Genomic DNA, 25,879 nt, shown 5'->3' with positions numbered 1-25,879 from the left:
ACTGACAACCGGGGGGAGGCTATCCCCCCGGTTAGTATCAGGCGATACCCACCTCACGAATTTTCTGCTCTATTTCAGGCAGGATGCTTTCATCATCAATGGTGGACGGCATCTTGTACGCCTCACTCGCGGCGATCTTACGCAGAATGGCCCGCAGAATCTTGCCTGATCGCGTTTTCGGCAGACGCTGCACCACTATCGCACGGTGGAAACAGGCCAGCGCCCCCACCTGCTCACGCACCATCGCCACTAGCTCCCGCTCCAAATGGTCGTCCTCGATCTCAACGCCAGCCTTGAGCACAATCAAACCAACCGGCACCTGCCCTTTCAGTGAATCGGCAATGCCGATAACCGCACATTCTGCCACGGCGGGGTGAGCCGATACGACTTCTTCCATTTCACCGGTCGAGAGGCGGTGACCCGAGACATTAATAACATCATCGGTGCGTCCGGTGATGTAGACATAGTTGTCTTCATCCTTGTAGCCGCCATCACCCGTATGGTAGTAGCCCGGAAACGCTGTCAGATATGAACTGACAAAACGATCGTTATTGTTCCAGATGCTCCAGGCAACGCCGGGCGGCAACGGCAACTTGATACAAATATTCCCCGCGTCACCGGCAGCAACAGGCTCGCCGTCTCCATCCAGCACCTGAATATCATAACCGGGGATCGGTTTGTTAGTGGACCCGGCACGCGGCTCCGACGGATTGTCCCACCCCATCATCGGTGCGGTAACCGGCCACCCGGTTTCGGTCTGCCACCAGTGATCCATCACCGGCACCTTGAGCAACTCACGCAACCATTGGTACGTCGAGGTATCCAGTTTTTCGCCGGCAACGAAAATCCAGCGCAGGCTGCTCAGGTCGTACTCTTTTGACAGTACGCCTTCGGGATCTTCCTTACGGATGGCTCGATAAGCCGTCGGCGCACAGAACATGGAATTGACCTTGTACTCGTCAATAATGCGCCAGAATGCGCTGGCGTCCGGCGTTTTAATCGGTTTGCCTTCGTAGAAAATGGCACTACAGCCCCCCATCAATGGGCCGTAGACAATAAAGGAGTGTCCCACCACCCAACCGATATCGGACGCCCCCCACCACACGTCACCCGGCTTCATGCCATAAACATTGTTCAAGGCATATCGCAACGCCACGGCATAACCACCGTTATCGCGTACAATCCCCTTCGGCTGCCCCGTAGTACCCGAGGTATAGAGTATATAAAGGGGATCAGACCCTTTCACCGGCACACATTCGGCAGGCTCCACCCCCTCCTGTGCCTGATACCAGTCAAGATCACGGCGCGGGTCCAATTCAGCCTTCAGCATCGGGCGCTGGCATACCAGCGTGTATTCCGGCTGGTGTTCGGCCAGCTCAATCGCCTTGTCGACTAAAGGCTTGTATGCGATCTGCTTCTCGACTTCGATACCGCAGGATGCAGTCAAAATGACCTTGGGCTTGGCGTCATCAATACGAATGGCCAGCTCGTTCGGCGCGAAGCCGCCAAACACGACTGAGTGCACCGCCCCCAGACGCGCGCACGCCAGCATGGCGACAGCCGCTTCCGGTATCATCGGCATGTAGATCACAACCGTGTTGCCTTTCTCCACACCCAGCTTGCGCAGAGCACCGGCAAAGCGCGCAACCCGCTCCTTCAGGTCACCGAAAGTGATCGCTTCCTTGGTATTGCTGACAGGAGAGTCATAATAAATCGCAACCTGTTCGCCACGCCCCTGTTCGATTTGATGATCGACCGCCAGATAGCAGCTGTTCAGTTCACCATCGGCAAACCAGCTATAGGTACCCCAATCGGTCATCGTCAAGGGGGTTTGTGGCGGCGTGAACCAGGCAATCCGTTTGGCCTGCTCTGTCCAGTATGCTTCCGGACTTTCACTCGCGGACCGGTACTGTTCGTTGTAATCCATGCTCCACCTCATTTTATTTTTTTTATGCGTGAGCGGCACCCTCGGGTGCCGCCCCAAGGCACGGCCATATATGGCCAATAATTTTTATTCCGCGTCCTGATACAGCTTGATCAAGCTGGAAAAGTCCAGACTGCCGTGACCAGCCGCCTTATGCAGATTGAACAGCGCACGTGCGGCAGATCCCATTGGTGTCGCCGACGCGCTCTGCTGACTCACTTCCATGGCCAGTCCCAGATCCTTGAACATCAGATCAACCTGGAAACCGCCCTGGTAGTCACGTGAAGCCGGAACGCCATCCATCACACCCGGAACCGGGTTATACACCTGCAGCGCCCAGTTGTTGCCTGAGCTCTGCTTCATGATGTCCGACAGGACTTTCGGGTCCAGGCCGTTCTTGACACCCATGTTCAGTGCTTCACAGGTACCGGCCATCAGAATGCCCAGCAGCATGTTGTTGCAGACCTTGGCGATCTGCCCGGCACCGTGATCACCGGCGTGAAAGATATTCTTGCCCATGCATTCCAGAATCGGCTGCGCCTTCTGGAACTGGGCATCGGTACCGCCGACGATAAAGGTCAGCGTGCCCGCCTGAGCACCACCTACACCGCCGGATACCGGTGCATCGATAAAGCCAACGCCTTTTTCGGCACCGGCAGCAGCCACGCTGCGCGCGGTTTCGGCATCGATAGTCGAGCAGTCGATGACCAGAGCATCGTTACCCAGCAAATCGAACAGGGGTTGTTCACCGGTCACATACAGGCCCTGGACGTGTTTACCAGCCGGCAACATGGAGATCACGAAATCCGCACCGGTGGCCGCATGCTGAGCACTTTCGGCAACCTGGCAGCCCTGCTCGGCTGCGGTTTCCAATGCCTTGGGAGAAAGGTCGAACGCTTTTACGGTATGACCGGCCTTGGCCAGATTGGCTGCCATGGGGCCGCCCATGTTACCCAGACCGATGAATGCGATAGTCGCCATAATGAGTATCCTTGTTTTTATTATGCTGTAAGTCGTAAGTGTGTATCGGCAGGCCTCGCAGGCCCACCTCTGCCCGTCTCAGAACTGACTGTTAAAGGTCAGCCAGCGGATGTGCTGCCCAGGGTGATTCAAACAAGCCGCTGAGGAATTCGTCTTCCACCTCATCAACAACCGAGAACGTCCACTGTGGCTTGCCATCCTTGTCGATCAACAAGGCTCGCACCCCTTCCTGAAGCTCTCGGTGGCGACAACACTGCACGGACAGCACCAGCTCATTCTGGAACACCTCGCGCAGTGACATGTGACGACAGCGACGCAACTGCTCGTGAATTAATTTCAGTGACAGCGGGCTACCGTGTGTGATCGCCTTCTGAGCACGCTTGACCCACTTGTCATCCGATTCAATCGCCTGCAGCGCTTCCACCATCTCTTCAACAGAGTCATGGTCAGTCACTTCACGGATCAGCGCTTCGTGCGCCCGAATCGGTGCGACCATCTCGTCGAACGTAGCGCGGGACTCATCTTCAAGTTCGCGCAGCACACGACTGACAACACCACCGGCATCATCGCCCCAGTGCTCGCTCTGCAGGCGCTGCAACATGCCTTCGCGCATATCCGCCTTAACCGCCCGGTCAGCCAGGCCCAGATACAGGGCGTCAGCCGCATTGATCGGATTACCCGTCAACCCCAGGAACAGGCCGGTGCCACCTGGCATACGGTTGAGGAACCAGCTGCCGCCCACATCCGGGTACAGGCCGATGGTCACTTCCGGCATGGCCAGATGTGAGGTTTCGGTCACGACACGATGACTGCAGCCATTCATCAGACCCATGCCGCCGCCCATGACAATGCCACTGCCCCAGCAGATCACCGGCTTGGGATAGGTGTGCAGCGAATAGTCCAGGCGATACTCACGGGTGAAGAACTGCTCCGGGAAATCGCTGTCGTTGGCAACCATGGATTTGTACAAGTTGACGATATCACCGCCTGCACAAAACGCCTTGTCACCGGCACTGTCGAGCAGGACTGCAACCACATTGCTGTCGTCGCGCCAAGCATCCAGTTTGGGCTGGATCAGATCGATCATTTCCAGCGTCAGCGCATTCAGTGATTTCTCCGCATTGAGACGGATTTCACCAATAATCTGGCCATCCTTGGTCGCGTGTTCGGTAAAGAGTACACAGCTCATGTCAGACTCCTGTTAACGGTTCTTCCATTCAGCCTTGCGCTTCTCAAGGAAGGCATTAACCCCTTCACGCTGGTCTTCGGTATGGAACAGGTCCACGAAGAGTTCGCGCTCGATGATGTACCCCTGGTCCAGCGGCCGGCTACGACCGGACTGGATCAGCGTCTTACAAGCCGCAACGGCGGAGGGACTCTGCTCGCCTACCTGCTCAGCCAGCTGCAATGCACGCTCCAGTGCCTGCCCCTGCTCGACCACTTCCTCCACCAGACCGATTTCCAGCGCCTTGTCAGCCTTGACACGCTCGCCACACAGAATCATGCGCTTGGCCCAGCCTTCGCCGACCAGCCAGGTCAGATTCTGGGTACCGCCTGCACAGGGCAGCAGGCCGACTTTTGCTTCCGGCAGTGCCATCTGCGCCTGAGCTTCAGCCACACGCAGGTCACAGGCCAGCGCCACTTCCAGGCCACCACCCATGGCGAAGCCGTTCACGGCCGCAATGGAGACACCACGGAAACAGCTCAAGGTTTCAAAGGCTTCACCAAACAGGCGCGCCATATCACCGGCAACCGCTCGATCACCATCGGCAAACAATTTCAGATCAGCACCGGCCGAGAAAAACTTTTCGCCTTCACCGGTCAATACCAGACTCCAGATATCGCGATCTGCATTCAGTTCTTCAACAATACTGACCAGTGCCTTGAGGCTATCTGCGGTCCAGGTGTTGGCCGGCGGGTTGTTCATGGTCAGCAGTGCAACATGACCACGCTTTTCTACTCGAATCGGTTCAGACATTTCCCTGCTCTCCTTAAACTCTTATCTCGTCAATCGGCTTACAGCTCGGCCGCACCTTCCGCCAAAACACGGCGGGAGATAATCAGGCGCATGACTTCGTTGGTGCCTTCCAGAATACGATGCACGCGGGTATCGCGCAGATAACGCTCCATCGGGTATTCCTTGATATAGCCGTTACCGCCATACAACTGCAGTGCTTCGTCGCAGATGTTGTAGCACACATCCGTGGCGAAACGTTTGGCCATGGCACAGTATGTGGTGGCATCAGCATGGCCGTTGTCCAGTTTACTGGCAGCCAGGCGCACCATCTGACGGGCAGCAACCAGTTCGGTCTGCATGTCCGCAAGACGGAATTGCAACGCTTGGAAATCGGCCAGGCGCTTGCCGAACTGCTTGCGCTCCAGCATGTACTCGGTAGCCTTGTTCAGCGCCTGCTGAGCGGTGCCCACGGAGCAGGTGGCGATGTTGATACGACCGCCGTCCAGACCCTTCATGGCGATCTTGAAGCCTTCACCTTCCTGTGCCAGCAGGTTTTCAGCCGGTACACGCACGTCTTCGAAGGTAATCATGCGGGTCGGCTGGCAGTTCCAGCCCATCTTGTCTTCCTTGCGGCCGTAGCTGATGCCGTCAGCCTTGGCATCTACGGCAAACGCCGAAATGCCGGCAGCACCTTCACCGCCGGTACGCGCCATTACCACCAGCACGTCGGTGCTGCCTGCGCCGGAAATGAAAATCTTGCTGCCATTGAGGACATAATGGTCGCCCTCAAGGCGGGCCGTGGTTTTCAGGGATGCCGCATCGGAACCTGCATTGGGTTCAGTCAGGCAGTAGGAACCCAGCATCTGGCCACTGGCCAGCCCCTCACCCCACTGCTCGATCACAGCGGGACCACCGAAACTCGCCACCATCCAGCTCACCATATTGTGGATGGTGATATAGGCCGTGGTAGAGGTGCAACCCATCGCCAGCTGTTCAAAAATGATACTGGCATCAAGGCGACTCAGCCCCAGACCACCCACCTCTTCTGGCGTGTACAGGGAGCAGAATCCCAGTTCACCGGCTTTCTGCAGCACATCAATGGGAAAAATTGCCTCCTGATCCCATTCGGCTGCATTGGGCTCCAACTCGTTTTGAGCAAACGCCCTCGCCATATCGGCAAAGGCGGTCTGATCTTCATTCAGTTCAAAATCCATTCCATACCTCGGACACGCTTTTTATAGTTATCGCCGTGGCCATCACTACAGCGACAGCCACGGCTTTTATTTATTCAATCAGCGTTTTATTTCAACTGGATGGTCATATTCGGACCGCTGGCAATATCGTCTTCAAACCAGCGTGCCGTAACGGTTTTGGTTTCAGTGTAGAATTTCACAGCCTGCTTGCCGTAGGCGTGCTGATCACCATAGAAGGACTTGCGCCAGCCGGTGAAGGAGAACATCGGCAGCGGCACCGGAACCGGTACGTTGATACCCACCTGCCCCACCTTGATTTCGTGCTGGTACTTGCGTGCAGCTGCACCGGACGACGTAAAGATGGAGGTTCCGTTACCATAGGGGTTCTCGTTGATCAGGGCGATCGCCTCCTCGATAGTATCCACCTCCAGCGCGATCAGCACCGGCCCGAAGATTTCCTCCTGATAAATCGACATGTCACGCGTCACATTGCTGAACATGGTCGGCCCTACCCAGTTGCCGTCCGGATACCCATCAACCACACACTCGGTACCGTCCAGCATGCAATCCGCACCCGCATCCTTGCCTTCCTGGATCAGGCGCAGCACGCGTTCTTTGGCCTGCGGATTGATTAACGGACCGTATGCGGCTTCGGGATCATTCCAGACGCCCGGGCGAACTTTGGCCAGGGCATCACGCACTTCCGGAATCCATTCGCGCGACTCGCCCACAAATACGGCAACCGAAATCGCCATGCAACGCTGACCACCGGCCCCCACAGACGCACCGGCAATGTTGTTGATAACCTGGTTTTTCGACGCATCCGGCATGACAACCATATGGTTCTTGGCGCCGGCAAAAGCCTGAACACGCTTCATATGATCGGTACCGGTGCGGTAGATGTGCTCACCCACGTTAACGGAACCGACGAATGAAATAGCCGGTGTATCCTTGTGCGTCAGCAGCTGATTGACGACATCCTTGGTACCGTGAAGCACCTGAAGTACACCATCGGGAGCGCCCGCTTCCTTGAACAGTTCAGCCAGACGCATGGGTGTCAGAGGGTCTTGTTCGGAAGGTTTCAGGACAAAGGTGTTGCCGCAGGCAATAGCCATCGGGAACATCCACAGCGGAATCATGGCCGGGAAGTTGAACGGCGTAATACCGACACATACACCCAGTGGCTGGGTGATGCTGTAGCAGTCGATTTTGCGGGCCACATTCTCGACCGTTTCCCCCATACTCAGGGAGGCGATATTACAGGCATGCTCCACCACCTCAATACCGCGCCATACATCACCTTTGGCATCATCGAAAGTCTTGCCGGTTTCCTGCGCCAGCAGTTCAGCCAGCTCGTCATGATGCTCCTTCAGCAACGCCTGGTAACGCAGCATCAAACGCGCACGGTCACCAACAGACGTTTCCTTCCAGGTTTCGAATGCCGCTTTGGCGGATTCCACCGCACGCTCGACCTCTTCCTCCGTGGCACAGGGCACCTGGGCCAGTACATCCTGGGTCGCGGGATTGGTCACCGGCAACCACTGAGCGGTTTCACTCTGGACAAATTCGCCACCGATCATGAGTGGTACATGCTGAGTCATTCGTTTCACCTTCACTGTCGTCAATTTTTGTTGTTATGCGTATCAGCCCTAATGGCTATTCGTTTACGTCAACGTCATCTGTATGACCATTTTGTAACACAGCCCCCGTATACTCAGGATTGATAATGTTGCTCAGATGATGGACTATATTGCTTAACACTAAGGGTTTTCACTGAAACATCTACCACCAAGGTCTGAGTGACATATGAGCTCCCCCTCCAGCTGGCCACTCCTGCCCGAAAGCATCCGCTTCGTGCTGCCACGACGTATGGTCTCCCGGCTCGCCGAGCACCCGCTGAGTGAGCAGCTGTATCCATTGGGAATCGGTTATTACCAGTTGGCCCGAGGCCATGAGATGGAGCGGGAGCAGCACGACGATTTCCTGCTGATCTATTGTCTGGAAGGCAGCGGGCGGGTGGAATTTGGCGCACGCAATAAACGCCGCATAATAAGGCCTGGTGACCTGCTGGTATTACCGAGAGGAACGCCTCATCATTACTGGACTGAGCAGAAGAACCCCTGGAGCATTTACTGGATTCATTTTGACGGTTCACTCAGCCAGAACTTCGTCGACCAGCTGAATCTGGCACCCCAGTCGCCGCTGTTACGCCTGGGAATTCACTCTCGCCTGGTAGCGGATTTCGAGGCTTTGCTGGACACCCGACAGGCACGTCATCATCTTGAGTCCTACCTCCACAGCGCCAACCAGCTGCGACAATTAATGACACATATTGCGCTGCTTCGACCTTTGGCCAGCCTACAGCAGGATGACACCCTGGATCTGGAAAAAATACACAGCCTGATGCAGGCACGCCTGCATGAACAGATTGACGTCGACACACTGGCTGCAGCCGTGAGCCTGTCAAAATTCCACTTCATCAAGAAATACAAGGCATTGACCGGCAGTACTCCGATCAACCACTTCATCCAAATGAAGATCGAGCGGGCCTGCCATCTGCTGGATGTCACGAACAAGGGCGTAAAGGAAATTGCCTGGGCCGTGGGCTATGAAGATGCCTACTATTTTTCACGCATCTTCCGTAAAACGATGGGGATTTCACCCAGCCAATACCGCGCCATTAGGATGGGGCGCTCATCCTATACGGCCGACTGAGTTCCTGACAGCGGGGCCTCATGCAACACCATCCGGTTTTTGCCCTGTTGTTTGGCCTGATACAGTGCCGAATCGGCACGAGCCGTCAGATTGACCAAGTCTTCGGCATGATCGGGGAAAACGGCAACGCCTGCGCTAATGGTCAATCGATAACCTGCCAAACGGCCTTCAAACGTCAGGCACGCGATGCCACGACAAAGCTTGGTAACCAGCTCCTGCATCCCTTCGATACCTGTATCCGGACAGGCCAGCACAAACTCTTCGCCGCCCCAGCGAAACAGCAGATCGGAGCGACGCACAAAATTCACGATATAATCCGCCACTCGGCGCAAGGCCTGGTCACCCGCCAGATGACCGTGCATGTCATTGATCTGTTTGAAGTCGTCAAGATCAATCACACATAACCCGAGCTGCCCCCCCTGGCGCCGCATCAGCGCTAATTGATGCTCGACACAGGCTTCACCCCGACGCCTGTTCATCAGGCCGGTCAGTACATCGAAATCCGCCTGCCGCTGAAGCTCCTGCTCCATCAGCTTCAAATCGGTGATATTGTTGACCAGGCCAACCATCTGCAACGGTTGCTGATCGGACGAGCGTATGCGCACCTGGCCACGGTCACGAATCCAGAGATAATGACCATTGCGGTTGCGCAAACGGTACTCAGCTTCATACAGATGCCGCACACCTCTGAGATGCTCATCCAGCACCCGAAGCACCCGCGGCGTGTCTTCGGGATGAATAATGTCCTTCCAGCTCTCCATGCAGGGCCGCATTTCCTCGGGCCCATATCCCAACAGGCGCTTGAGGCCCTTGCTGAAATACAGCATCCCCGTGGCCAGTTCCCACTCCCATACACCCTCGGCAATATCGTGCAGACCCTGCCACTCCTCAGCCTCATAGCTCCGACGACGATTCATCCCGTCAAAACGACTGCTGATGTCTCGGGCCACTGAAATCAGGTATTCTCGGCCACTGTTCACCAGCAGATTGGAGCTTACTTCAACCGGATAAAGGCTATTGTCCGGGCGTCGGTGGTGACCGGTAAACAAATAGCCCGGCTGCCGGCGCACAGTGTCCAGCAGCGAACGCCAATGCTCAAGATCTTCCACATCCTCCTGAATCTGCACCACCGTCATGGCCGTCAGCTCGGCACGCGACACCCGCATATCCTCACAGGCACGCTCATTCGCATCAATGATGGCGGCCGTTTCGGGGTCAATCACCAAAACGGCGTCGGGAAGATAAAACAGCTGTCGCGCCAAATCCATTTACACAGGGCTCCTTGCCTGACATTCACTCAGCAGTGGTTCACCGCAGTTTAATCCCTCGCTGGCAGATGGGAAGACAATTGTGCGACTATTGCGTGGCCCCTTGAGCCTGAGCAAGGCTTTGACGTACCTTGCCATCGACGACCTCATCCAGCAACCAGCCCTGTAAATGGGTCATGATCAGCTGCTCCAGCGCATCAATATGCAGGGGCTCCGCATTCAGTGCCGGAATATACTCGTAACGCTCCCCTCCGGATTCGAGGAAATAGTCACGATTTTCCTCACCGATTTCCTCAATGGTTTCCAGACAATCCGCCGAAAACCCGGGGCATATCATCTGCACCGACTTCACTCCCTGACCAGGCAGCGATTTGAGGGTTGCATCCGTGTAGGGTTTCAACCATTCCTCCCGACCAAATCGAGACTGGAATGTGGTCAACCACTCATCATCGGCCAACCCCAGACGCTCGGCCAGCAAGCGGCTGGTTTTGTGGCATTCACAGAAATACGGGTCCCCCTTGCGCAGGTAGCGTTCGGGCACGCCATGATATGACATGAGCAACCTGTCCGCTCGTCCACTGTGCTGCCAGTGTGCCTCTACGGAGGCGGCCAGGGCCTCAATATATGCCGGAAAGTCATGATAGTGGTTTACCATGCGCAACTCGGGCAACCAGCGACGTTGCCGGAAATCTTCCGCCACCGCATCAAATGTGGAAGCCGTTGTGGCGCCAGAGTACTGGGGGTATAAGGGCACCACCAGCAAGCGTCGCACACCGGCCTGCTGCAAGCGCTCAATGGCACTGCCGATGGAGGGATTGCCATAACGCATGGCGAACTCGACTCGCACCTGCCCCCCGAACCGCTGCTGCAGCCGATCATCGAGCTGACGCGCCTGCTCCCGGGTGTGAAACATCAACGGAGAGCCCGCTTCGGTCCAGATGCCGCGATAGGCAGCAGCAGAGCGGCGCGGGCGGATATTCAAAATGACACCATTGAGAATGCACCACCAGATGGGGCGCGGGACTTCAACTACTCGTGGGTCCCAGAGAAACTCTTTCAGATAACGCCGCAATGCCGATGTTGTCGGAGCATCCGGTGTTCCCAGATTCGTTACCAGTACACCGGTCAAATCCTGCTGACTGTGATTAAAATCCTCGACCCCGCGAAATGCCATTATCACTCCTCATCCGAATCAGACACTATTATCCCTGTGGCGCATCCTAGTTGATCCCACAACGGGGGCCAAGCCTTCATGAAAAACAAACAAAAAACGCCCGCCGGGGGCATCTCCGGCAGGCGAATGGCTCGACGATAAATCCTTAGCCGAAATTGCGTTTCCAGACCTTCTGCAACTCTCCCACGATCCCGCTGCGGAAGGCCAGCACGCAGATCACGAAAATCAGCCCCATAATAATGTGCAGATAGTTGCCCAGCTCACCACTGGACAGGTAATTCTGCATCGTAACGATCACCCCCGCCCCAACAACAGGTCCCAGGATGGTACCGACCCCTCCGACCAGCGTCATCAACACCACTTCACCGGACATGTGCCAATGAACATCCGTCAGCGATGCCAGCTGGAACACCAGCGTCTTGGTGGAACCGGCCAGCCCTGCCAGCGCAGCTGAAATGGTAAAGGCCACCCACTTATAGTCGTTGACGTTATAACCCAGCGAGGTCGCCCGTGGCTCATTTTCACGAATGGCTTTCAGCACCTGTCCAAAGGGAGAATGAACCGTGCGATGAATCAGCCAAAACCCGAACAGGAAGATCGCCAGCACGAAATAGTACATGCTGATGTTGTCGGACAGATCGATAACACCAAACAACTTGCCACGCGGCACGCCCTGCATACCATCCTCACCACCGGTGAAGGGAGCCTGCAGATAGATGAAAAACACCAACTGAGACAGAGCCAGGGTCACCATCGCGAAATAAATGCCTTCACGCTTGACCGACAGCTTACCGTACAGTGCCCCCAGTGCCCCGGCTGTCAAGGTGCCCAACAAAATCGCCAGCTCGGGCGTCAGCCCCGAATTCATCATCAGCCAGCCCGTGACATAACCGCCGGTTCCCAAAAAGGCGGCATGTCCAAATGACAACAGCCCGACGTAGCCCAGCATCAAGTTGAATGCACAGGCAAAGAGCGCAAAGCACAGCAGTTTGGCCAGAAACACCGGGTACAAGAAAAAGGGAGCAACCAGAGCCAACAATAGCAAAACCAGATAAAGTTTATTGATTTTCATACTTTTCTCCTCAGGCTTCCTTGCCGAACAGACCGGCTGGCTTAAGCAGCAACACGATCACCATGACCAGAAAGATCACCGTATTGGAAGCCTCTGGGTAAAAATACTTGGTCAGCCCTTCAATGACGCCCATCCCCAGCCCGGTAAGAATGGCACCGCCGATCGACCCCATGCCACCGATCACCACAATGGCGAACACCACGATCAACAGGTTAGATCCCATATCGGGTGATACCGAATAGATGGGGGCCGCCATAACACCAGCCAGCCCGGCCAGCCCGACGCCAAAACCGAATGTCAGCGTCACGATCAGAGGCACGTTAATGCCGAAGGCCTGCATCAACTGGGGATTCTCGGTACCCGCACGCAAGTAAGCGCCCAGCTTGGTTTTTTCGATCATCCACCAGGTCAGGCCACAGACCACCACGGATGCCAGGATAATCCAGGCACGGTAGTCCGGCAGATACATGAACGGTAACTTGGTACCGCCACGTAAGGCCTCGGGAATGGCATAGGATTGGCCGGATGAACCATACACATGCGTAAAGAACCCCTGCACCATCAGCGCCAGACCAAAGGTCAGCAACAGGCTGTACAAGTGATCCTCGTTGGCGATCGGGCGAATCAGAAAGCGCTCCATCAGTACGCCGACAAAACCTACCGCCAAGGGCACCAGTATCAGCGCCGCCCAGTAGTTGATCCCCAGATAACTCAGTGCCAGCCAGGCCGAGAAGGCCCCCAGCATATACATAGCTCCTTGCGCAAAGTTGATAATCTTCAGCAAGCCGAAAATGATCGCCAGGCCCAAACTGAGCAATGCATAAAAAGATCCGTTAATCAGCCCGACCAGTAGCTGGCCGAACAAGCCAAACAGGTTAATGCCTAGAAATGTCGCCATAGCCTTGTCCCACTCCCCCGCCTGCCGCCCCTTTCGGACGGCGGTTCCCGCACCGCTGTCATACCTCGACAGCGGCGGGACCCGTCACAGCGGTTTAACGCTTATTGTTATTTGAAGTTGCACTCGGGCAGGATCGGCGCGTACGCCTTGTCGCCCGGAATAACGCTGAGGACTTTGAAGATGTCATCGCCGTCACGACGTTCTTCCGGCTTTTTGATCTCAACATAATACATGTCGTGTACCATTCGGCCGTCCGCACGCAGCGTCGCGTTGCGGGAGAAGAAATCATCCGGTTTCATTTCCTTCATTTTCTTGATGACTGCATCCGAGTCATCCGTACCGGCCGCTTCAACCGCTTTCAGGTAATGCATAGTCATGGAGTAAGCACCAGCATGCCCCATAGCCGGGATGGAACCGTGACGTTCCATGAAACGCTTGCTCCACTCACGAGTCTGCTCATCCAGGTCCCAGTAAAAACCGGTAGTGGTACGCATGCCACCCGCTACATTCGGATCCATCGCCTGCGCGTTCGGCGTAAACACCAGCAGGCCGGCCACACTCATCATCTCCGTCAGCCCGAACTCGGAAGCCGCCTTCAGTGCATTCACGGTATCATTACCGGCATTCGCCAAAGCCACTACATCCGCACCGGACGACTGCGCCTGAAGAATATAGGATGAGAAGTCAGTGGTACTCAGTGGGGCTCGGGCAACGCCGACAACCTCACCACCGTTTTCCTTGATTACCTTGGTCGCGACATCTTCCAGCGCATGACCAAAAGCGTAGTCCGCCGTAATGAAGAACCATTTTTTATTACCGGCATCCACCATGGGCTGAACCGTACCGTTCGCCAGGGCCGCCACGTTATAGGTCCAGTGAACATTGTACGGCGAGCATTGCTTGGTCGTGAACGCGTTGGAAGCCGCTGTCGAAATCAGCGCGATTTTCTTGGCATCAGTCAGTACCTTGGTCGCTGCACCGACAACCGCCGAAGACACCAGCCCTCCGACCACATCCACCTGCTCATCTTCCACCCATTTGCGGACGATGGCAGATCCCACATCCGGCTTCAGCTGGTCATCGGCACTGATCACCTCAATCGGCATCCCCAGCACCTTGCCACCAAAGTCCTCGACCGCCATTTCCGTTGCCGTCACACAGCCCTGGCCACAGATATCGGCATACACACCGCCCATATCCGCCAGCACGCCAATTTTGAGCTTGCCGTCCGATATATCGGCCATAGCAGCGGAAGAAGCGAGAGCGGCCACGGATGCAGCCAGCAGGGTTTTCTTCATCATTTTCATCAGTACTCTCCTGTCGAGCATTTTTATTTTTATTTCTCACACACAGACGTCAGACGCCCAGATAGGTATTCAGGAGCTCTGTCTTGGTTTCAAGCTCGTGGGCTTGAACCTCCTCGACAATATGACCGTGCTCCATAACATAGTGACGGTCGGCAATCGGGGCAGCAAAACGGAAATTCTGCTCCACCAGCAGGATGGTCAAACCACGCTCCTTCAGTTTGACCAGCACTTCACCCAGTTTCTGTACGATCACCGGCGCCAATCCTTCGGTGATTTCATCCAGCAGCAGAATATTGGCGCCCGATCTCAGAATACGGGCCAGCGCCAGCATCTGTTGTTCGCCGCCTGACAACCGCGTGCCTTGGCTATAACGGCGCTCGTACAGATTGGGGAACATTTCATACAATTCCTCGACACTCATGCCATCAGAGCGTACCGAAGGCGGTAGCAGCAGGTTTTCTTCCACATTCAGGCTGGAAAAAATCCCTCGCTCTTCCGGGCAATATCCCAGCCCCAAATGCGCGATTTTGTGCGCCGGCATGCCAATGGTCTCAGTCCCATTGATATTGATCGAACCGGTGCGGCGCCCCACCATATTCATGATGGCCCTCAGTGTCGTGCTGCGACCGGCACCGTTGCGTCCCAGCAACGTCACCAGTTCACCCTGCCTGACATGCATGTCGATACCATGCAAAATGTGGGACTCGCCATAAAACGCATGCAAGTCATCAATACGCAATTTTTCGCGATGGGTACTCATGCGTCCACTTCCTCCTGCCGCTCGGCCTGGGCCGCTTCCGCGTTGATACGGTCCTGCTCTGCACTGGCTGCTGTCCCCATATAGGCCTCACGGACACGCGGATCAGCCGATACGGTAGCGTAGTCCCCCTCCGTCAATATGGCGCCACGCTGTAATACCGTAATACGGTCGGCCAGCTTGGACACGACATGAAGGTTATGCTCAACCATCAGAATGGTACGGCCGACCGACACCTTTTTGATCAGGTCGGCCACCAGCCCCACATCTTCATGCCCCATCCCCTGCGTCGGCTCGTCAAGCAGCATCAACTCAGGTTCCAAAGCAAGAGTGGTCGCAATCTCCAACGCTCGCTTGCGACCATATGACAGGTCAACCGTCTGCGCCGAGGCAAACTCAGCCAGCCCTACGGCATCAAGCAGCTCAATTGCACGATCATTCAGCTTGTTCAGCACGGATTGAGGGCGCCAGAAGTGGAAGCTGTTGCCTTCCTTGCGTTGCAGCGCGATACGCACATTCTCCAGCACCGTCAGATGCGGAAAAACAGCGGATATCTGGAAAGAACGCACCACTCCCGCACGGGCGATGGCAGCTGGCTTCATGGCCGTTATATCGGTGCCATTGAATAGGATCCGACCTTCGGTGGGGGTCAGAAATTTGGTTAGCAGGTTGAATACGGTTGTCTTGCCGGCCCCGTTCGGACCGATCAAGGCGTGTATATGGCCGCGTGTCACCTGGAGATTGACATCGTCGACCGCAGTGAAACCCTTGAACGCTTTGATAAGGTTACGGGTTTCGAGAACATAGTCTGCACTCATGTGTAAACCAAGCCTCTTGTTGTTTTTATGCTGGCTTTTCGCACTTGGCGTCGAATGGTGACCTTGGCGTAAGGTACGGGAAAAAACTAGCAATTTACCTTACGGGAATACAATTACTACTTTAGTCTAATGCAACACTATGTTGCCAAAAACATAGCCAAAAACACCAACCCAATCATGGCCTTATAAATTTTATTGAACTTTTGGCTTAGGCAAAAAGAAATATTTTACCCTTTACGTAAACGTCAACTTGTTTTAGCCTCGATGGAAAGTGGCTATCGGAACACACCGTGACAATGTGCAAAAATTTTTCAATCAGCGAATTATCGGCCGAGTTTGACGTAACGACGCGCAGCATCCGTTTCTATGAAGACCAGGGGCTGCTGCACCCCTCTCGTCGCGGTCAGACACGTATCTACAGCACCAAGGATCGGGTTCGGCTAAAACTGATCCTGCGTGGCAAACGGCTCGGTTTTTCTCTGGCTGAAACCCGAGAGCTGTTCGACCTTTGGGATGAAACCCTGAGCGGCAGTGAAAAGCAGCTGAAGCTGCTGCTGAAAACCATTGCCGGCAAACGTGCCGAGTTGGAACAGCAACTACAAGATATCGCAATGGTTCAGCTGGAACTGGACAACGCCGAGACGCGCTGTCTGGAAACACTGAACGAACTCGAACAGAAAAAGATGACGGCTGTCGACTAAGCCCCCACGGCGATCGGCACAATAACAATAAAGGTGGACTAGATGATCTCTGCATATTCTGAACTGAACTTTGGACTGGGCGACACCCTCGACATGCTGCGCGATCAGATCAACAGTTTCGCAGCTCAGGAGATTGCCCCTCGTGCGGAAGCGATCGACCGGGACAATGCTTTTCCCAACGATCTCTGGCGCAAATTTGGTGACATGGGCCTGCTTGGCATTACCGTCAAGGAACAGTGGGGCGGTGTCGAAATGGGCTATCTGGCCCATGTCATCGCCATGGAAGAGATCAGCCGAGCCTCCGCGTCGGTTGGCCTCTCCTACGGTGCGCATTCCAACCTGTGCGTCAACCAGATTCATCGCAACGGTAACGACGAACAGCGTGCCAAGTACCTGCCCAAGCTGATCAGCGGCGAACATATCGGCGCACTGGCCATGTCCGAACCCAATGCCGGTTCCGACGTAGTGTCCATGAAGCTGACCGCCCGCGATGCCGGGGATCATTATGTGCTGAACGGCAACAAAATGTGGATCACCAACGGCCCGGACGCCAACGTCTATGTCATTTACGCCAAGACCAATCCGGCGGCCGGCCCCAAAGGCATCACTGCCTTTATCGTCGAGCGTGACACCGAGGGCTTCACTCAGGCGCAGAAGCTGGACAAGCTGGGCATGCGCGGCTCCAACACCTGTGAACTGGTGTTCCAGGATGCCAAGGTACCCAAGGAAAACATTCTGGGCGAGCTGAATGGCGGCGTGAAGGTCCTGATGAGCGGTCTGGACTACGAACGCCTGGTCCTGTCCGGTGGACCTCTGGGTATTATGCAGGCCGCCATGGATATCGTGGTGCCCTACATCCGTGACCGCAAACAGTTCGGCCAGGCCATCGGCGAGTTCGAACTGGTACAGGGCAAGGTTGCCGACATGTACACCCAGATGAACGCTGCCAAGTCTTACGTCTATATGGCTGCCATGGCGGCTGACCGAGGCGAAACGTCGCGCAAGGATGCCGCCGGTGCCATCCTCTACTCTGCCGAAATGGCCACCAAAGTGGCGCTGGATGCCATCCAACTGCTGGGCGGCAATGGCTATATCAACGAATTCCCCACCGGTCGTCTGCTGCGTGATGCCAAGCTGTACGAGATCGGTGCAGGTACTTCCGAGATCCGCCGCATGCTGATCGGCCGCGAGCTGTTCCTCAATAAATAAGAATAATCGAACGCTCCCGGGCAGTCTGCCCGGTGCAGCGAGGAGCCTTTCGATGACTCAACTGCATAGCAAAGTAAATCCGCGTTCTGACGAATTCCGCGCCAACCAGGACGCCATGGAAGCCGCTGTCGGCGACCTGCGTGACAAGGTCGCCCAGATCGAACAGGGCGGTGGCACCAAATACCAGGAACGTCACCTGTCTCGTGGCAAACTGCTGCCGCGTGATCGTATCAACACCCTGATCGATGAAGGCTCTCCTTTCCTCGAGCTGTCACAGATGGCTGCATACAACGTGTACGGCGAAGATGTACCCGCTGCCGGCATCATCACCGGCATTGGGCGAATCAACGGCGTTGAGTGCATGATTGTGGCCAACGACGCCACCGTAAAGGGCGGCTCCTACTACCCGATTACCGTCAAAAAGCACCTCCGTGCCCAGGAGATCGCCGAGCAGAACCACCTGCCCTGTATCTACCTGGTGGACTCCGGCGGCGCCAACCTGCCGCGTCAGGATGATGTTTTCCCGGACCGCGACCACTTCGGTCGTATCTTCTTCAACCAGGCCCGCATGTCCTCCAAGGGCATCCCGCAGATCGCCGTGGTCATGGGTCTGTGTACGGCCGGTGGTGCCTATGTTCCCGCCATGGCCGACGAATCGATCATCGTGCGCAACCAGGGCACCATCTTCCTGGCCGGCCCGCCGCTGGTGAAAGCCGCCACCGGAGAGGTGGTCAGCGCCGAAGACCTGGGTGGCGCCGATGTGCACTGCAAAATATCCGGCGTCGCCGACCACTATGCCGAGAACGATCAGCATGCACTGCAGATCGCCCGCGACTGCGTGAAAAACCTGAACCACCGCAAGCAGCTGACCGATCTCAACCTGCGCAAGCCCGAAGCCCCGCTCTACTCCGCCGACGAGCTGTACGGCATCGTCGGTACCGACCTGCGCAAGCCGTTCGACGTGCGCGAAGTGATCGCCCGTATCGTTGACGGTTCCGAGTTCGACGAGTTCAAGAAGTACTACGGCACCACCCTGGTCACCGGCTTTGCCCATATCCACGGCTACCCGGTCGGCATCGTCGCCAATAACGGCATTCTGTTTGCCGATTCCGCGCAGAAAGGTGCCCACTTCATCGAGCTGTGCTGTCAGCGCAAAATCCCGCTGCTGTTCCTGCAAAACATCACCGGCTTCATGGTAGGCCAGAAGGCCGAATCCGAAGGGATCGCCAAGCACGGTGCCAAAATGGTAACCGCCGTGGCCTGTGCCAACGTCCCCAAGCTGACCGTCCTGATCGGCGGCAGCTTCGGCGCCGGCAACTACGGCATGTGCGGCCGCGCCTACAGCCCCAATTTCCTGTGGATGTGGCCCAATGCCCGCATCTCAGTGATGGGTGGCGAACAGGCCGCCGGCGTACTGGCCACGGTCAAGCGTGACGGTATGGAGCGCGCGGGCGAGGAATGGCCGGCCGACGAAGAGAAAGCCTTCAAACAGCCGATCATCGACACCTATGAGCATCAGGGCCACCCGTACTACGCCAGTGCCCGCCTGTGGGATGACGGCGTCATCGACCCGGCCCAGACTCGCGATGTGATCGGCATGGGCCTGTCGGCCGCGCTGAACAAGCCGATCGACGAAACCCGCTTCGGCGTCTTCCGCATGTAAGCCCACGTTGGCCAAGACAGGTATATAAAGGAAAGCGCTATGGACAATAACAATAACACCGTGCTGCTGGAGATCTCCGCCGAGGGTGTTGCTACGCTGACGCTGAATCGACCGGAGGTCCACAACGCCTTTGACGACAGCATCATCGCAGCACTGATCGAGGCCTTGGAAGCCACCGACCACAACCCCGAAGCACGGGTGCTGGTACTGCGCTCCAACGGTCGCAACTTTTCTGCCGGTGCCGATCTGGGCTGGATGAAGCGGATGGCGCAGAACAGCCATCAGGAAAACCTCGAAGATGCCGGCCAGCTGGCGCGCCTGATGGAGGCACTCAACACCCTCAGCAAGCCGACCATCGGTCTGATACAGGGTGCCGCCTATGGCGGTGCTGTTGGCCTGGCGGCCTGCTGCGATATTGTCATCGCTACCGAACAGAGCCAGTTCTGCCTCAGTGAAGTCAAAATTGGCCTGATTCCGGCCGTGATCAGCCCTTACGTGGTACGAGCCATCGGCGAGCGTCTGTCCCGCCGCTACTTCCTGACCGCCGAGCCGTTCAGCGCCAAAATTGCTGCGGATGCCGGCCTGGTGCATGAAGTGGTACCACATGCGGAACTGCTTGATGAGGCCTGTAACCGCTTTATCAAAGCCTTGCGTCGCAACAGCCCCCAGGCGATGAACGCCGCCAAGGCGCTGATCTTCGCCGTCAGCCAGAAACCCATTGACCCGTCGGTCATCGATGACACGGCTCACCGTATTGCCGATATCCGTGTCAGCGAAGAAGGTCAGGAAGGGCTCAGCGCCTTCCTAGGCAAGCGCACACCGAACTGGATCGAGGAATAATTTGCCATGTTTAACAAAATTCTGATTGCGAACCAGGGCGACCAGTTGCATCAGCAACTGGCGGCGAAGCCAAATTGCATGCCGATGCGCGCAGCGCATGCAGGCGATCTCGACACGGAGACCTCCCATGTTTAATAAAATCCTTATTGCGAACCGTGGCGAGATCGCCTGCCGAGTGATCCAGACTGCTCACCGTCTGGGCATCCGCTGTGTCGCCGTCTATTCTGAAGCCGACCGTCACTCCCGACATGTTGCCATGGCCGATGAAGCCTTCCTGTTGGGCCCGGCGCCGAGCAGCGAAAGCTACCTGCGTGCCGACAAGATCATCGAGGTGGCCAAGGCCAGTGGCGCCCAGGCGATCCACCCGGGTTACGGCTTCCTGTCCGAGAACACCGATTTCGCAAAGGCGTGTGAAGCCAACGACATCGTGTTCATCGGCCCGCCCGCCTCGGCCATTGCCTCCATGGGCTCCAAGTCTGCCGCCAAGGCGATCATGCAGGATGCCGGCGTACCGCTGGTGCCGGGTTACCACGGTGACGACCAGTCCCCCGACCTACTGCGCGCCGAAGCCGAGAAGTGCGGTTTCCCGCTGCTGCTCAAGGCGGTGGCCGGTGGTGGCGGTAAGGGCATGCGCGTCGTTGAAGCCATGTCTGAATTTGACGAAGCCTTGGCTGCCGCCCAGCGTGAAGCCAAAAACGCTTTCGGCAACCCGGACATGCTGATCGAGAAATACCTGACTCAGCCGCGTCATGTGGAGATTCAGGTGTTCTGTGACAGCAAGGGTAACGGCGTTTACCTCGCTGAGCGTGACTGCTCGGTCCAGCGCCGTCACCAAAAGGTCATCGAGGAAGCCCCGGCACCGGGGCTGAGCGATGAAACCCGCAAGGCGATGGGTGAATCCGCGGTGCGTGCCGCCCAGGCGATCGACTACGTCGGTGCCGGTACCGTCGAGTTCCTCTACGACGTGGATGGCTCCTTCTACTTCATGGAGATGAACACCCGCCTGCAGGTGGAGCACCCGGTCACCGAAATGATCACCGGCCAGGATCTGGTCGAATGGCAGCTGCGCATCGCCAACGGCGAAGCCCTGCCGCTGCAGCAGGATCAGATCCGTCTGCGTGGTCATGCACTGGAAGCCCGTATCTACGCGGAAGATCCTGACAACGACTTCCTGCCCGCTACCGGCACCCTGCGCTACCTGCGTACGCCGGACGAAAACGCTCATGTGCGTGTCGACACTGGCGTGGTCGAGGGTGACGAGGTCAGCATCCATTACGACCCGATGATCGCCAAGCTGATCGTCTGGGACGACAACCGCGAGCGTGCCATCAACCGCATGGTGCAGGCGCTTGAGGAATACCGCATCAGCGGCGTGAAGACCAACATCCGCTTCCTGCATGCGCTGGCCGATGCCGCGCCCTTCCGCAACGAGGAGCTGGACACCGGTTTCATCAGCAAGCATGAAGACCTGCTGTTCCCGCCCGCTCAGCTGGACGAGAACCTGGGCCTGGTACTGAGCGCCTGCTTCTTCCTGCTGCGCAGCAAGGCGGAACAGACATTGCCGGCCGATCCGTTCTCACCCTTCGCACGTCAGAACAGCTGGCGCCTGAATTCGCAGTACGCCCGCCCGATGACCCTGCTCAGCGATGATGTACAGCATCAGCTCAGCATTCTGGAGCAGGATGATCGCTATGAAATCCGCATCGGTGACAGTTGCTACGACGTTCGCGCCAACCTGAATGACGACCGTCTGCAGGCTACCGTCAATGGCCACCGCTTCAGCATCTGTGGCGACCTGCATCAGGACCAGGTGGTGCTGTTCCATGAAGGCGAAACTTTCCACTGTGCCCAGCACCGCGAGCAGTACGGCATGGAAGACCAGGCCAGCGAAGGCGGTCTGCAGGCACCGATGAACGGCTCAGTAGTGGCGGTACTGGTCAAGCCCGGTGATACCGTCGAAGCCGGTCAAACACTGCTCATCATGGAAGCAATGAAGATGGAACACTCCATCAAGGCCCCAGCCGCCGGTACCGTCAGCGAGATTTTCTTCGCCGAAGGTGATCTGGTGTCCGAAGGCGCCGAACTGATTTCGGTCGAGCTGGATTCAGAGGAGGCTGCCTGATGGCTTTTCCGCAACAGGTACGCATCGTCGAAGTCGGCCCTCGTGATGGTTTGCAGAATGAGCCGGGGCCGATCATTCCGACCGAAATCAAGGTTGAACTGATCGACCGCCTGGCAGCAGCCGGTCTGCAACATATCGAGGCTGCCAGCTTTGTATCACCGAAATGGGTACCACAAATGGGCGATGCCGCCGCCGTCATGGCCGGCATCCAGCGCCGCCCCGGCGTAACCTACTCGGCTCTAACCCCCAACCTGAAGGGGCTGGAAGGCGCCATTGCCGCCAACACGCCCGAAGTCGCGGTGTTTGCTGCAGCCTCGGAAGCGTTTTCGCAGAAGAACATCAACTGCTCCATTGCCGAGAGTCTGGAGCGCTTTCAGCCTCTGATGGAACAGGCTCAGGCCGCCGGCATTCGCGTGCGTGGTTATGTCTCCACGGTGCTCGGCTGCCCCTATCAGGGCGAGATCGATCCGGCCCAGGTAGCCGCCGTCAGTCGCGCCTTACTGGACATGGGCTGCTACGAGATTTCGCTGGGCGACACTATTGGCAAAGGCACGCCATTGCAAGCCAAGAAGATGCTGGAAGCCGTGGCCAGAGAAGTCCCGATGTCGCAGCTGGCCGCACACTTCCACGATACTTACGGCCAGGCGCTGGCGAACCTCTACGCAGTACTGGAGGAAGGGCTAGCCGTCATCGACAGTTCCACAGCCGGACTGGGCGGTTGCCCCTATGCCAAGGGCGCCTCCGGCAATGTGGCTACCGAAGATGTCCTCTATCTGCTGGAAGGGCTGAATATCAGTACCGGTGTCGACCTCCGAGCAGTCGTCAAAACCGGCCACTGGATCACCCGCGAGCTGGGACGACACAACGGCTCCAAAGTGGCTCAGGCCATAGGCCCTTGCGGTTCAGACTAACGTTTATCGAGGAGTAATCAGGATGTCTCAGCCAACACACATCACGGCACTGGGTCTGCCGATTCCGGACCGTCATCAGTTGCCGGAAGAGGTACAAAAGTACTTCGGAAAATGCGACAAAAAACTGGGCATGGTCCCCAACGTACTGACCGCTTACAGCCAGAACATGGCCCAATTCGAGGTTTTTACCCGTTTTTACAACGAGCTCATGTTCGGCGATAGCGAACTGACGCCTCTGGAGCGCGAGATGATCGCCGTGGTCGTTTCTTCAGAGAATCATTGCTATTACTGCTTGACCGCTCACGGTGCCGCCGTACGCGAATACTCCGAAAATCCGGTACTGGGCGAGCTAATGGTGATGAATTATCGCGTCGCCGAGCTGGACGGACGCCAGCGCGCCATGCTCGACTTCGCTCATAAACTGACGGTCACGCCTGCCGAAATTGGAGAGTCCGATCGCCAGACTTTACGTGATGCCGGTTTCAGTGAGCGCGGCATCTGGGATATTGCCAACATTGCCGGGTTCTACAACATGACCAACCGTGTGGCCAGCGCGGTAGACATGCAACCCAACCCGGAATACCACGGACGTTTTCGTTAAGGCCAGCTGAGCACACATTTCATCTGACCGGATAACAACAAAAATCGGAGTCATAACGATGAGCAAACCCCTACCAAGCTACACCAGCAGCACCGCCGACAAGCCGCTGATCGGCATGACCATCGGCGACAAGTTCGACGAAATCGCCAACCGCTACCCGGACAACGATGCCCTGATCGTTCTGCATCAGGACATCCACTGGACCTACCTTGAATTACAGCAACAGGTCAACCAGTGCGCCCGCGCCCTGTTGGCACTGGGTGTACGCAAGGGTGACCGTATCGGCGTCTGGTCACCTAACTGTTCGGAGTGGACTGTCAGCCAGTTCGCGACCGCCAAGATCGGTGCCATTCTGGTCAATATCAACCCGGCCTATCGTACCCATGAACTGGAATACGCTCTGAACCAGTCCGGCGCCCGGTTCCTGATCACTGCTGACAGCTTCAAGACCTCAGACTACCGCGGCATGCTGTACGAACTGGCACCTGAACTGAAAGCGTCTGCCGAAGGCAAGCTCAAATCACAAAAACTGCCGGAGCTGGAGTGCGTCATCAATCTGGACAGCGAGAAGCATCCGGGCATGTGGCGCTGGTCCGACATGCTGGAACAGGCAGAACAAACCAGTGAGCAAGACCTGATCGACCTGCAATCAACACTTCAGTTCGATGAAGCGATCAATATTCAGTACACTTCGGGCACAACCGGGTTCCCCAAAGGCGCTACCCTGTCACACCACAACATTCTCAATAACGGCTTCTTTGTTGCCGAAAGCATGGGCTTTACCAGCGAAGACCGTCTGGTGATTCCGGTACCACTGTACCACTGCTTCGGCATGGTGATGGGGAATTTGGGCTGTGTTACCCACGGCGCAACCATGATTTATCCGGATGAAGGCTTTGAACCAACATCGGTACTCAAGGCCGTCCATTCGCAGAAAGCCACGGCGTTGTACGGTGTTCCCACCATGTTCATCGCCGAACTGGATCATCCGGACTTTGCCAGCTTCGATCTCTCGACACTGCGTACCGGCATTATGGCTGGCTCCATCTGCCCCACCGAAGTGATGAAGCAGGTGATCAACAAAATGAACATGTCGGAAGTACAGATCGCCTACGGCATGACCGAGACCAGCCCTGTTTCCACTCAGACCGGTGCCAATGACAGCATCGAAAAACGGGTCTCCACGGTCGGGCGTACCCAGCCTCATCTGGAAAGCAAAATTGTCGATCCGGGTACTGGTCGTATCGTGCCTCGCGGTGAAATCGGCGAACTCTGCACCCGCGGCTATAGCGTGATGATGAAGTACTGGAACAACGAACACGCCACAGCCGAAGCCATCGACAATGCAGGATGGATGCATACCGGTGACCTGGCCACCATGGACGACGAGGGATATATCCAGATCGTCGGCCGCATCAAGGACATGGTGATCCGTGGCGGCGAGAACGTCTACCCGAAAGAAATCGAGGAGTTCCTGTACACCCACCCGGCGGTGTCTGAGGTTCAGGTCACCGGTGTACCGGACAAGAAATACGGCGAGGAACTGATCGCATGGATCAAGCTCCACCCTCATGCCGACAACGTGACTGACGACGACTTGCGTACCTTCTGTAAAGGCAAAATCACACACTTCAAGATTCCACGATACTTCAAGTTTGTCGACGCCTTCCCGATGACGGTGACCGGCAAAATCCAGAAGTTTAAAATGCGTGAAATTTCAATAGAAGAGCTCGGGCTGGATGACTGATCCTGACCCGGCCTGGAGCCT

The 25,879-nt window shown here is 56.6% G+C and carries 23 protein-coding genes; 10 read left to right on the top strand and 13 right to left on the bottom strand.

What is annotated here, in order from left to right; genetic code table 11:
* Window positions 1–37: 37 nt before the first annotated feature.
* The 6 genes from H1S06_RS10185 to H1S06_RS10160 form a co-directional block, all read right to left on the bottom strand.
* Window positions 38–1,927 carry a propionyl-CoA synthetase gene (locus tag H1S06_RS10185; protein ID WP_181739810.1) on the bottom strand — a complete coding sequence of 630 codons (1,890 nt, stop codon included), beginning with the start codon at window positions 1,925–1,927 and terminating at the stop codon, window positions 38–40.
* Between the two features lie 84 nt (window positions 1,928–2,011).
* Window positions 2,012–2,905 (bottom strand): 3-hydroxyisobutyrate dehydrogenase, encoded by an 894-nt coding sequence (gene mmsB / locus H1S06_RS10180; RefSeq protein WP_181739808.1) that lies wholly within the window; start codon window positions 2,903–2,905, stop codon window positions 2,012–2,014.
* A 91-nt stretch (window positions 2,906–2,996) separates the two neighbouring features.
* Complete coding sequence (locus H1S06_RS10175; protein ID WP_181739806.1) at window positions 2,997–4,094, bottom strand: enoyl-CoA hydratase/isomerase family protein; 1,098 nt, start codon at window positions 4,092–4,094, stop codon at window positions 2,997–2,999.
* Between the two features lie 12 nt (window positions 4,095–4,106).
* Complete coding sequence (locus H1S06_RS10170; RefSeq protein ID WP_181739804.1) at window positions 4,107–4,883, bottom strand: enoyl-CoA hydratase; 777 nt, start codon at window positions 4,881–4,883, stop codon at window positions 4,107–4,109.
* Between the two features lie 38 nt (window positions 4,884–4,921).
* Window positions 4,922–6,076 carry an acyl-CoA dehydrogenase family protein gene (locus tag H1S06_RS10165; RefSeq protein ID WP_181739802.1) on the bottom strand — a complete coding sequence of 385 codons (1,155 nt, stop codon included), beginning with the start codon at window positions 6,074–6,076 and terminating at the stop codon, window positions 4,922–4,924.
* A gap of 86 nt (window positions 6,077–6,162) precedes the next feature.
* The gene (locus H1S06_RS10160; RefSeq protein ID WP_181739800.1) at window positions 6,163–7,656 is read right to left on the bottom strand and encodes a CoA-acylating methylmalonate-semialdehyde dehydrogenase; all 1,494 of its coding nucleotides are present in this window, start codon (window positions 7,654–7,656) and stop codon (window positions 6,163–6,165) included.
* A gap of 205 nt (window positions 7,657–7,861) precedes the next feature.
* Between H1S06_RS10160 and H1S06_RS10155 the strand changes: the two genes are divergently transcribed.
* Window positions 7,862–8,770, top strand: a complete 909-nt coding sequence (locus H1S06_RS10155; protein WP_181739798.1) for an AraC family transcriptional regulator — start codon at window positions 7,862–7,864, stop codon at window positions 8,768–8,770.
* Here the strand turns inward: H1S06_RS10155 and H1S06_RS10150 are convergent.
* The 7 genes from H1S06_RS10150 to H1S06_RS10120 form a co-directional block, all read right to left on the bottom strand.
* Window positions 8,755–10,038, bottom strand: coding sequence for a sensor domain-containing diguanylate cyclase (locus H1S06_RS10150; protein WP_181739796.1), 1,284 nt, complete (start codon window positions 10,036–10,038; stop codon window positions 8,755–8,757). The genes H1S06_RS10155 and H1S06_RS10150 overlap by 16 nt on opposite strands.
* An 88-nt stretch (window positions 10,039–10,126) precedes the next feature.
* On the bottom strand, window positions 10,127–11,212 hold the full coding sequence (gene hemH / locus H1S06_RS10145) for a ferrochelatase (protein ID WP_181739794.1): 1,086 nt from the start codon (window positions 11,210–11,212) through the stop codon (window positions 10,127–10,129).
* Between the two features lie 145 nt (window positions 11,213–11,357).
* The gene (locus H1S06_RS10140) at window positions 11,358–12,284 is read right to left on the bottom strand and encodes a branched-chain amino acid ABC transporter permease (protein WP_181739792.1); all 927 of its coding nucleotides are present in this window, start codon (window positions 12,282–12,284) and stop codon (window positions 11,358–11,360) included.
* Window positions 12,285–12,294: 10 nt separating this feature from the next.
* Window positions 12,295–13,182, bottom strand: a complete 888-nt coding sequence (locus H1S06_RS10135; protein WP_181739789.1) for a branched-chain amino acid ABC transporter permease — start codon at window positions 13,180–13,182, stop codon at window positions 12,295–12,297.
* 107 nt (window positions 13,183–13,289) lie between these two features.
* Window positions 13,290–14,489, bottom strand: a complete 1,200-nt coding sequence (locus H1S06_RS10130; RefSeq protein ID WP_181739787.1) for an ABC transporter substrate-binding protein — start codon at window positions 14,487–14,489, stop codon at window positions 13,290–13,292.
* A 49-nt stretch (window positions 14,490–14,538) separates the two neighbouring features.
* The gene (locus H1S06_RS10125) at window positions 14,539–15,249 is read right to left on the bottom strand and encodes an ABC transporter ATP-binding protein (RefSeq protein WP_181739785.1); all 711 of its coding nucleotides are present in this window, start codon (window positions 15,247–15,249) and stop codon (window positions 14,539–14,541) included.
* Window positions 15,246–16,064 (bottom strand): ABC transporter ATP-binding protein, encoded by an 819-nt coding sequence (locus tag H1S06_RS10120; protein WP_181739783.1) that lies wholly within the window; start codon window positions 16,062–16,064, stop codon window positions 15,246–15,248. The genes H1S06_RS10125 and H1S06_RS10120 overlap by 4 nt, the downstream gene beginning before the upstream one ends.
* A gap of 296 nt (window positions 16,065–16,360) precedes the next feature.
* On the opposite strand from H1S06_RS10120, the gene H1S06_RS10115 reads away from it, so the two are divergent.
* Genes H1S06_RS10115 through H1S06_RS10080 form a run of 9 tightly spaced genes read left to right on the top strand, consistent with a single transcriptional unit; the run spans window position 16,361 to window position 25,858 of the window.
* Complete coding sequence (locus H1S06_RS10115) at window positions 16,361–16,765, top strand: MerR family transcriptional regulator (protein WP_181739865.1); 405 nt, start codon at window positions 16,361–16,363, stop codon at window positions 16,763–16,765.
* Window positions 16,766–16,807: 42 nt separating this feature from the next.
* Entirely contained in the window at window positions 16,808–17,974 is a 1,167-nt protein-coding gene (locus H1S06_RS10110; protein ID WP_181739781.1) for an isovaleryl-CoA dehydrogenase, read from the top strand.
* A 52-nt stretch (window positions 17,975–18,026) separates the two neighbouring features.
* Window positions 18,027–19,637 carry a carboxyl transferase domain-containing protein gene (locus H1S06_RS10105; RefSeq protein ID WP_181739779.1) on the top strand — a complete coding sequence of 537 codons (1,611 nt, stop codon included), beginning with the start codon at window positions 18,027–18,029 and terminating at the stop codon, window positions 19,635–19,637.
* A 39-nt stretch (window positions 19,638–19,676) separates the two neighbouring features.
* On the top strand, window positions 19,677–20,477 hold the full coding sequence (locus H1S06_RS10100; protein ID WP_181739777.1) for an enoyl-CoA hydratase/isomerase family protein: 801 nt from the start codon (window positions 19,677–19,679) through the stop codon (window positions 20,475–20,477).
* A 6-nt stretch (window positions 20,478–20,483) separates the two neighbouring features.
* Entirely contained in the window at window positions 20,484–20,612 is a 129-nt protein-coding gene (locus tag H1S06_RS15585; protein ID WP_255482999.1) for a hypothetical protein, read from the top strand.
* A complete protein-coding gene (locus H1S06_RS10095; RefSeq protein ID WP_181739775.1) occupies window positions 20,605–22,599 on the top strand; it encodes an acetyl/propionyl/methylcrotonyl-CoA carboxylase subunit alpha in 1,995 nt (664 codons plus the stop codon). The genes H1S06_RS15585 and H1S06_RS10095 overlap by 8 nt, the downstream gene beginning before the upstream one ends.
* Window positions 22,599–23,510, top strand: a complete 912-nt coding sequence (locus H1S06_RS10090; RefSeq protein ID WP_181739773.1) for a hydroxymethylglutaryl-CoA lyase — start codon at window positions 22,599–22,601, stop codon at window positions 23,508–23,510. The genes H1S06_RS10095 and H1S06_RS10090 overlap by 1 nt, the downstream gene beginning before the upstream one ends.
* 22 nt (window positions 23,511–23,532) lie before the next feature.
* Window positions 23,533–24,111 (top strand): peroxidase-related enzyme, encoded by a 579-nt coding sequence (locus H1S06_RS10085; RefSeq protein WP_181739771.1) that lies wholly within the window; start codon window positions 23,533–23,535, stop codon window positions 24,109–24,111.
* A 58-nt stretch (window positions 24,112–24,169) separates the two neighbouring features.
* Entirely contained in the window at window positions 24,170–25,858 is a 1,689-nt protein-coding gene (locus tag H1S06_RS10080) for an AMP-binding protein (protein ID WP_181739769.1), read from the top strand.
* The last annotated feature ends 21 nt before the right edge of the window (window positions 25,859–25,879 follow it).

The sequence above is a fragment of the Marinobacterium marinum genome (assembly GCF_013868415.1).
In the GTDB taxonomy this organism is placed as follows: Bacteria; Pseudomonadota; Gammaproteobacteria; order Pseudomonadales; family Balneatricaceae; genus Marinobacterium; species Marinobacterium marinum.
Note: the sequence above shows the minus strand (reverse complement) of the source record. Positions and strands in the feature narration are given on the sequence as shown.

Bases quoted from the DNA above. Each gene is read 5' to 3' on its own strand.
- H1S06_RS10185 (WP_181739810.1), bottom strand. From the start codon at position 1,927: ATGGATTACAACGAACAGTACCGGTCCGCGAGTGAAAGTCCGGAAGCA.
- mmsB (WP_181739808.1), bottom strand. From the start codon at position 2,905: ATGGCGACTATCGCATTCATCGGTCTGGGTAACATGGGCGGCCCCATG.
- H1S06_RS10175 (WP_181739806.1), bottom strand. From the start codon at position 4,094: ATGAGCTGTGTACTCTTTACCGAACACGCGACCAAGGATGGCCAGATT.
- H1S06_RS10170 (WP_181739804.1), bottom strand. From the start codon at position 4,883: ATGTCTGAACCGATTCGAGTAGAAAAGCGTGGTCATGTTGCACTGCTG.
- H1S06_RS10165 (WP_181739802.1), bottom strand. From the start codon at position 6,076: ATGGATTTTGAACTGAATGAAGATCAGACCGCCTTTGCCGATATGGCG.
- H1S06_RS10160 (WP_181739800.1), bottom strand. From the start codon at position 7,656: ATGACTCAGCATGTACCACTCATGATCGGTGGCGAATTTGTCCAGAGT.
- H1S06_RS10155 (WP_181739798.1), top strand. From the start codon at position 7,862: ATGAGCTCCCCCTCCAGCTGGCCACTCCTGCCCGAAAGCATCCGCTTC.
- H1S06_RS10150 (WP_181739796.1), bottom strand. From the start codon at position 10,038: ATGGATTTGGCGCGACAGCTGTTTTATCTTCCCGACGCCGTTTTGGTG.
- hemH (WP_181739794.1), bottom strand. From the start codon at position 11,212: ATGGCATTTCGCGGGGTCGAGGATTTTAATCACAGTCAGCAGGATTTG.
- H1S06_RS10140 (WP_181739792.1), bottom strand. From the start codon at position 12,284: ATGAAAATCAATAAACTTTATCTGGTTTTGCTATTGTTGGCTCTGGTT.
- H1S06_RS10135 (WP_181739789.1), bottom strand. From the start codon at position 13,182: ATGGCGACATTTCTAGGCATTAACCTGTTTGGCTTGTTCGGCCAGCTA.
- H1S06_RS10130 (WP_181739787.1), bottom strand. From the start codon at position 14,489: ATGAAAATGATGAAGAAAACCCTGCTGGCTGCATCCGTGGCCGCTCTC.
- H1S06_RS10125 (WP_181739785.1), bottom strand. From the start codon at position 15,249: ATGAGTACCCATCGCGAAAAATTGCGTATTGATGACTTGCATGCGTTT.
- H1S06_RS10120 (WP_181739783.1), bottom strand. From the start codon at position 16,064: ATGAGTGCAGACTATGTTCTCGAAACCCGTAACCTTATCAAAGCGTTC.
- H1S06_RS10115 (WP_181739865.1), top strand. From the start codon at position 16,361: ATGTGCAAAAATTTTTCAATCAGCGAATTATCGGCCGAGTTTGACGTA.
- H1S06_RS10110 (WP_181739781.1), top strand. From the start codon at position 16,808: ATGATCTCTGCATATTCTGAACTGAACTTTGGACTGGGCGACACCCTC.
- H1S06_RS10105 (WP_181739779.1), top strand. From the start codon at position 18,027: ATGACTCAACTGCATAGCAAAGTAAATCCGCGTTCTGACGAATTCCGC.
- H1S06_RS10100 (WP_181739777.1), top strand. From the start codon at position 19,677: ATGGACAATAACAATAACACCGTGCTGCTGGAGATCTCCGCCGAGGGT.
- H1S06_RS15585 (WP_255482999.1), top strand. From the start codon at position 20,484: ATGTTTAACAAAATTCTGATTGCGAACCAGGGCGACCAGTTGCATCAG.
- H1S06_RS10095 (WP_181739775.1), top strand. From the start codon at position 20,605: ATGTTTAATAAAATCCTTATTGCGAACCGTGGCGAGATCGCCTGCCGA.
- H1S06_RS10090 (WP_181739773.1), top strand. From the start codon at position 22,599: ATGGCTTTTCCGCAACAGGTACGCATCGTCGAAGTCGGCCCTCGTGAT.
- H1S06_RS10085 (WP_181739771.1), top strand. From the start codon at position 23,533: ATGTCTCAGCCAACACACATCACGGCACTGGGTCTGCCGATTCCGGAC.
- H1S06_RS10080 (WP_181739769.1), top strand. From the start codon at position 24,170: ATGAGCAAACCCCTACCAAGCTACACCAGCAGCACCGCCGACAAGCCG.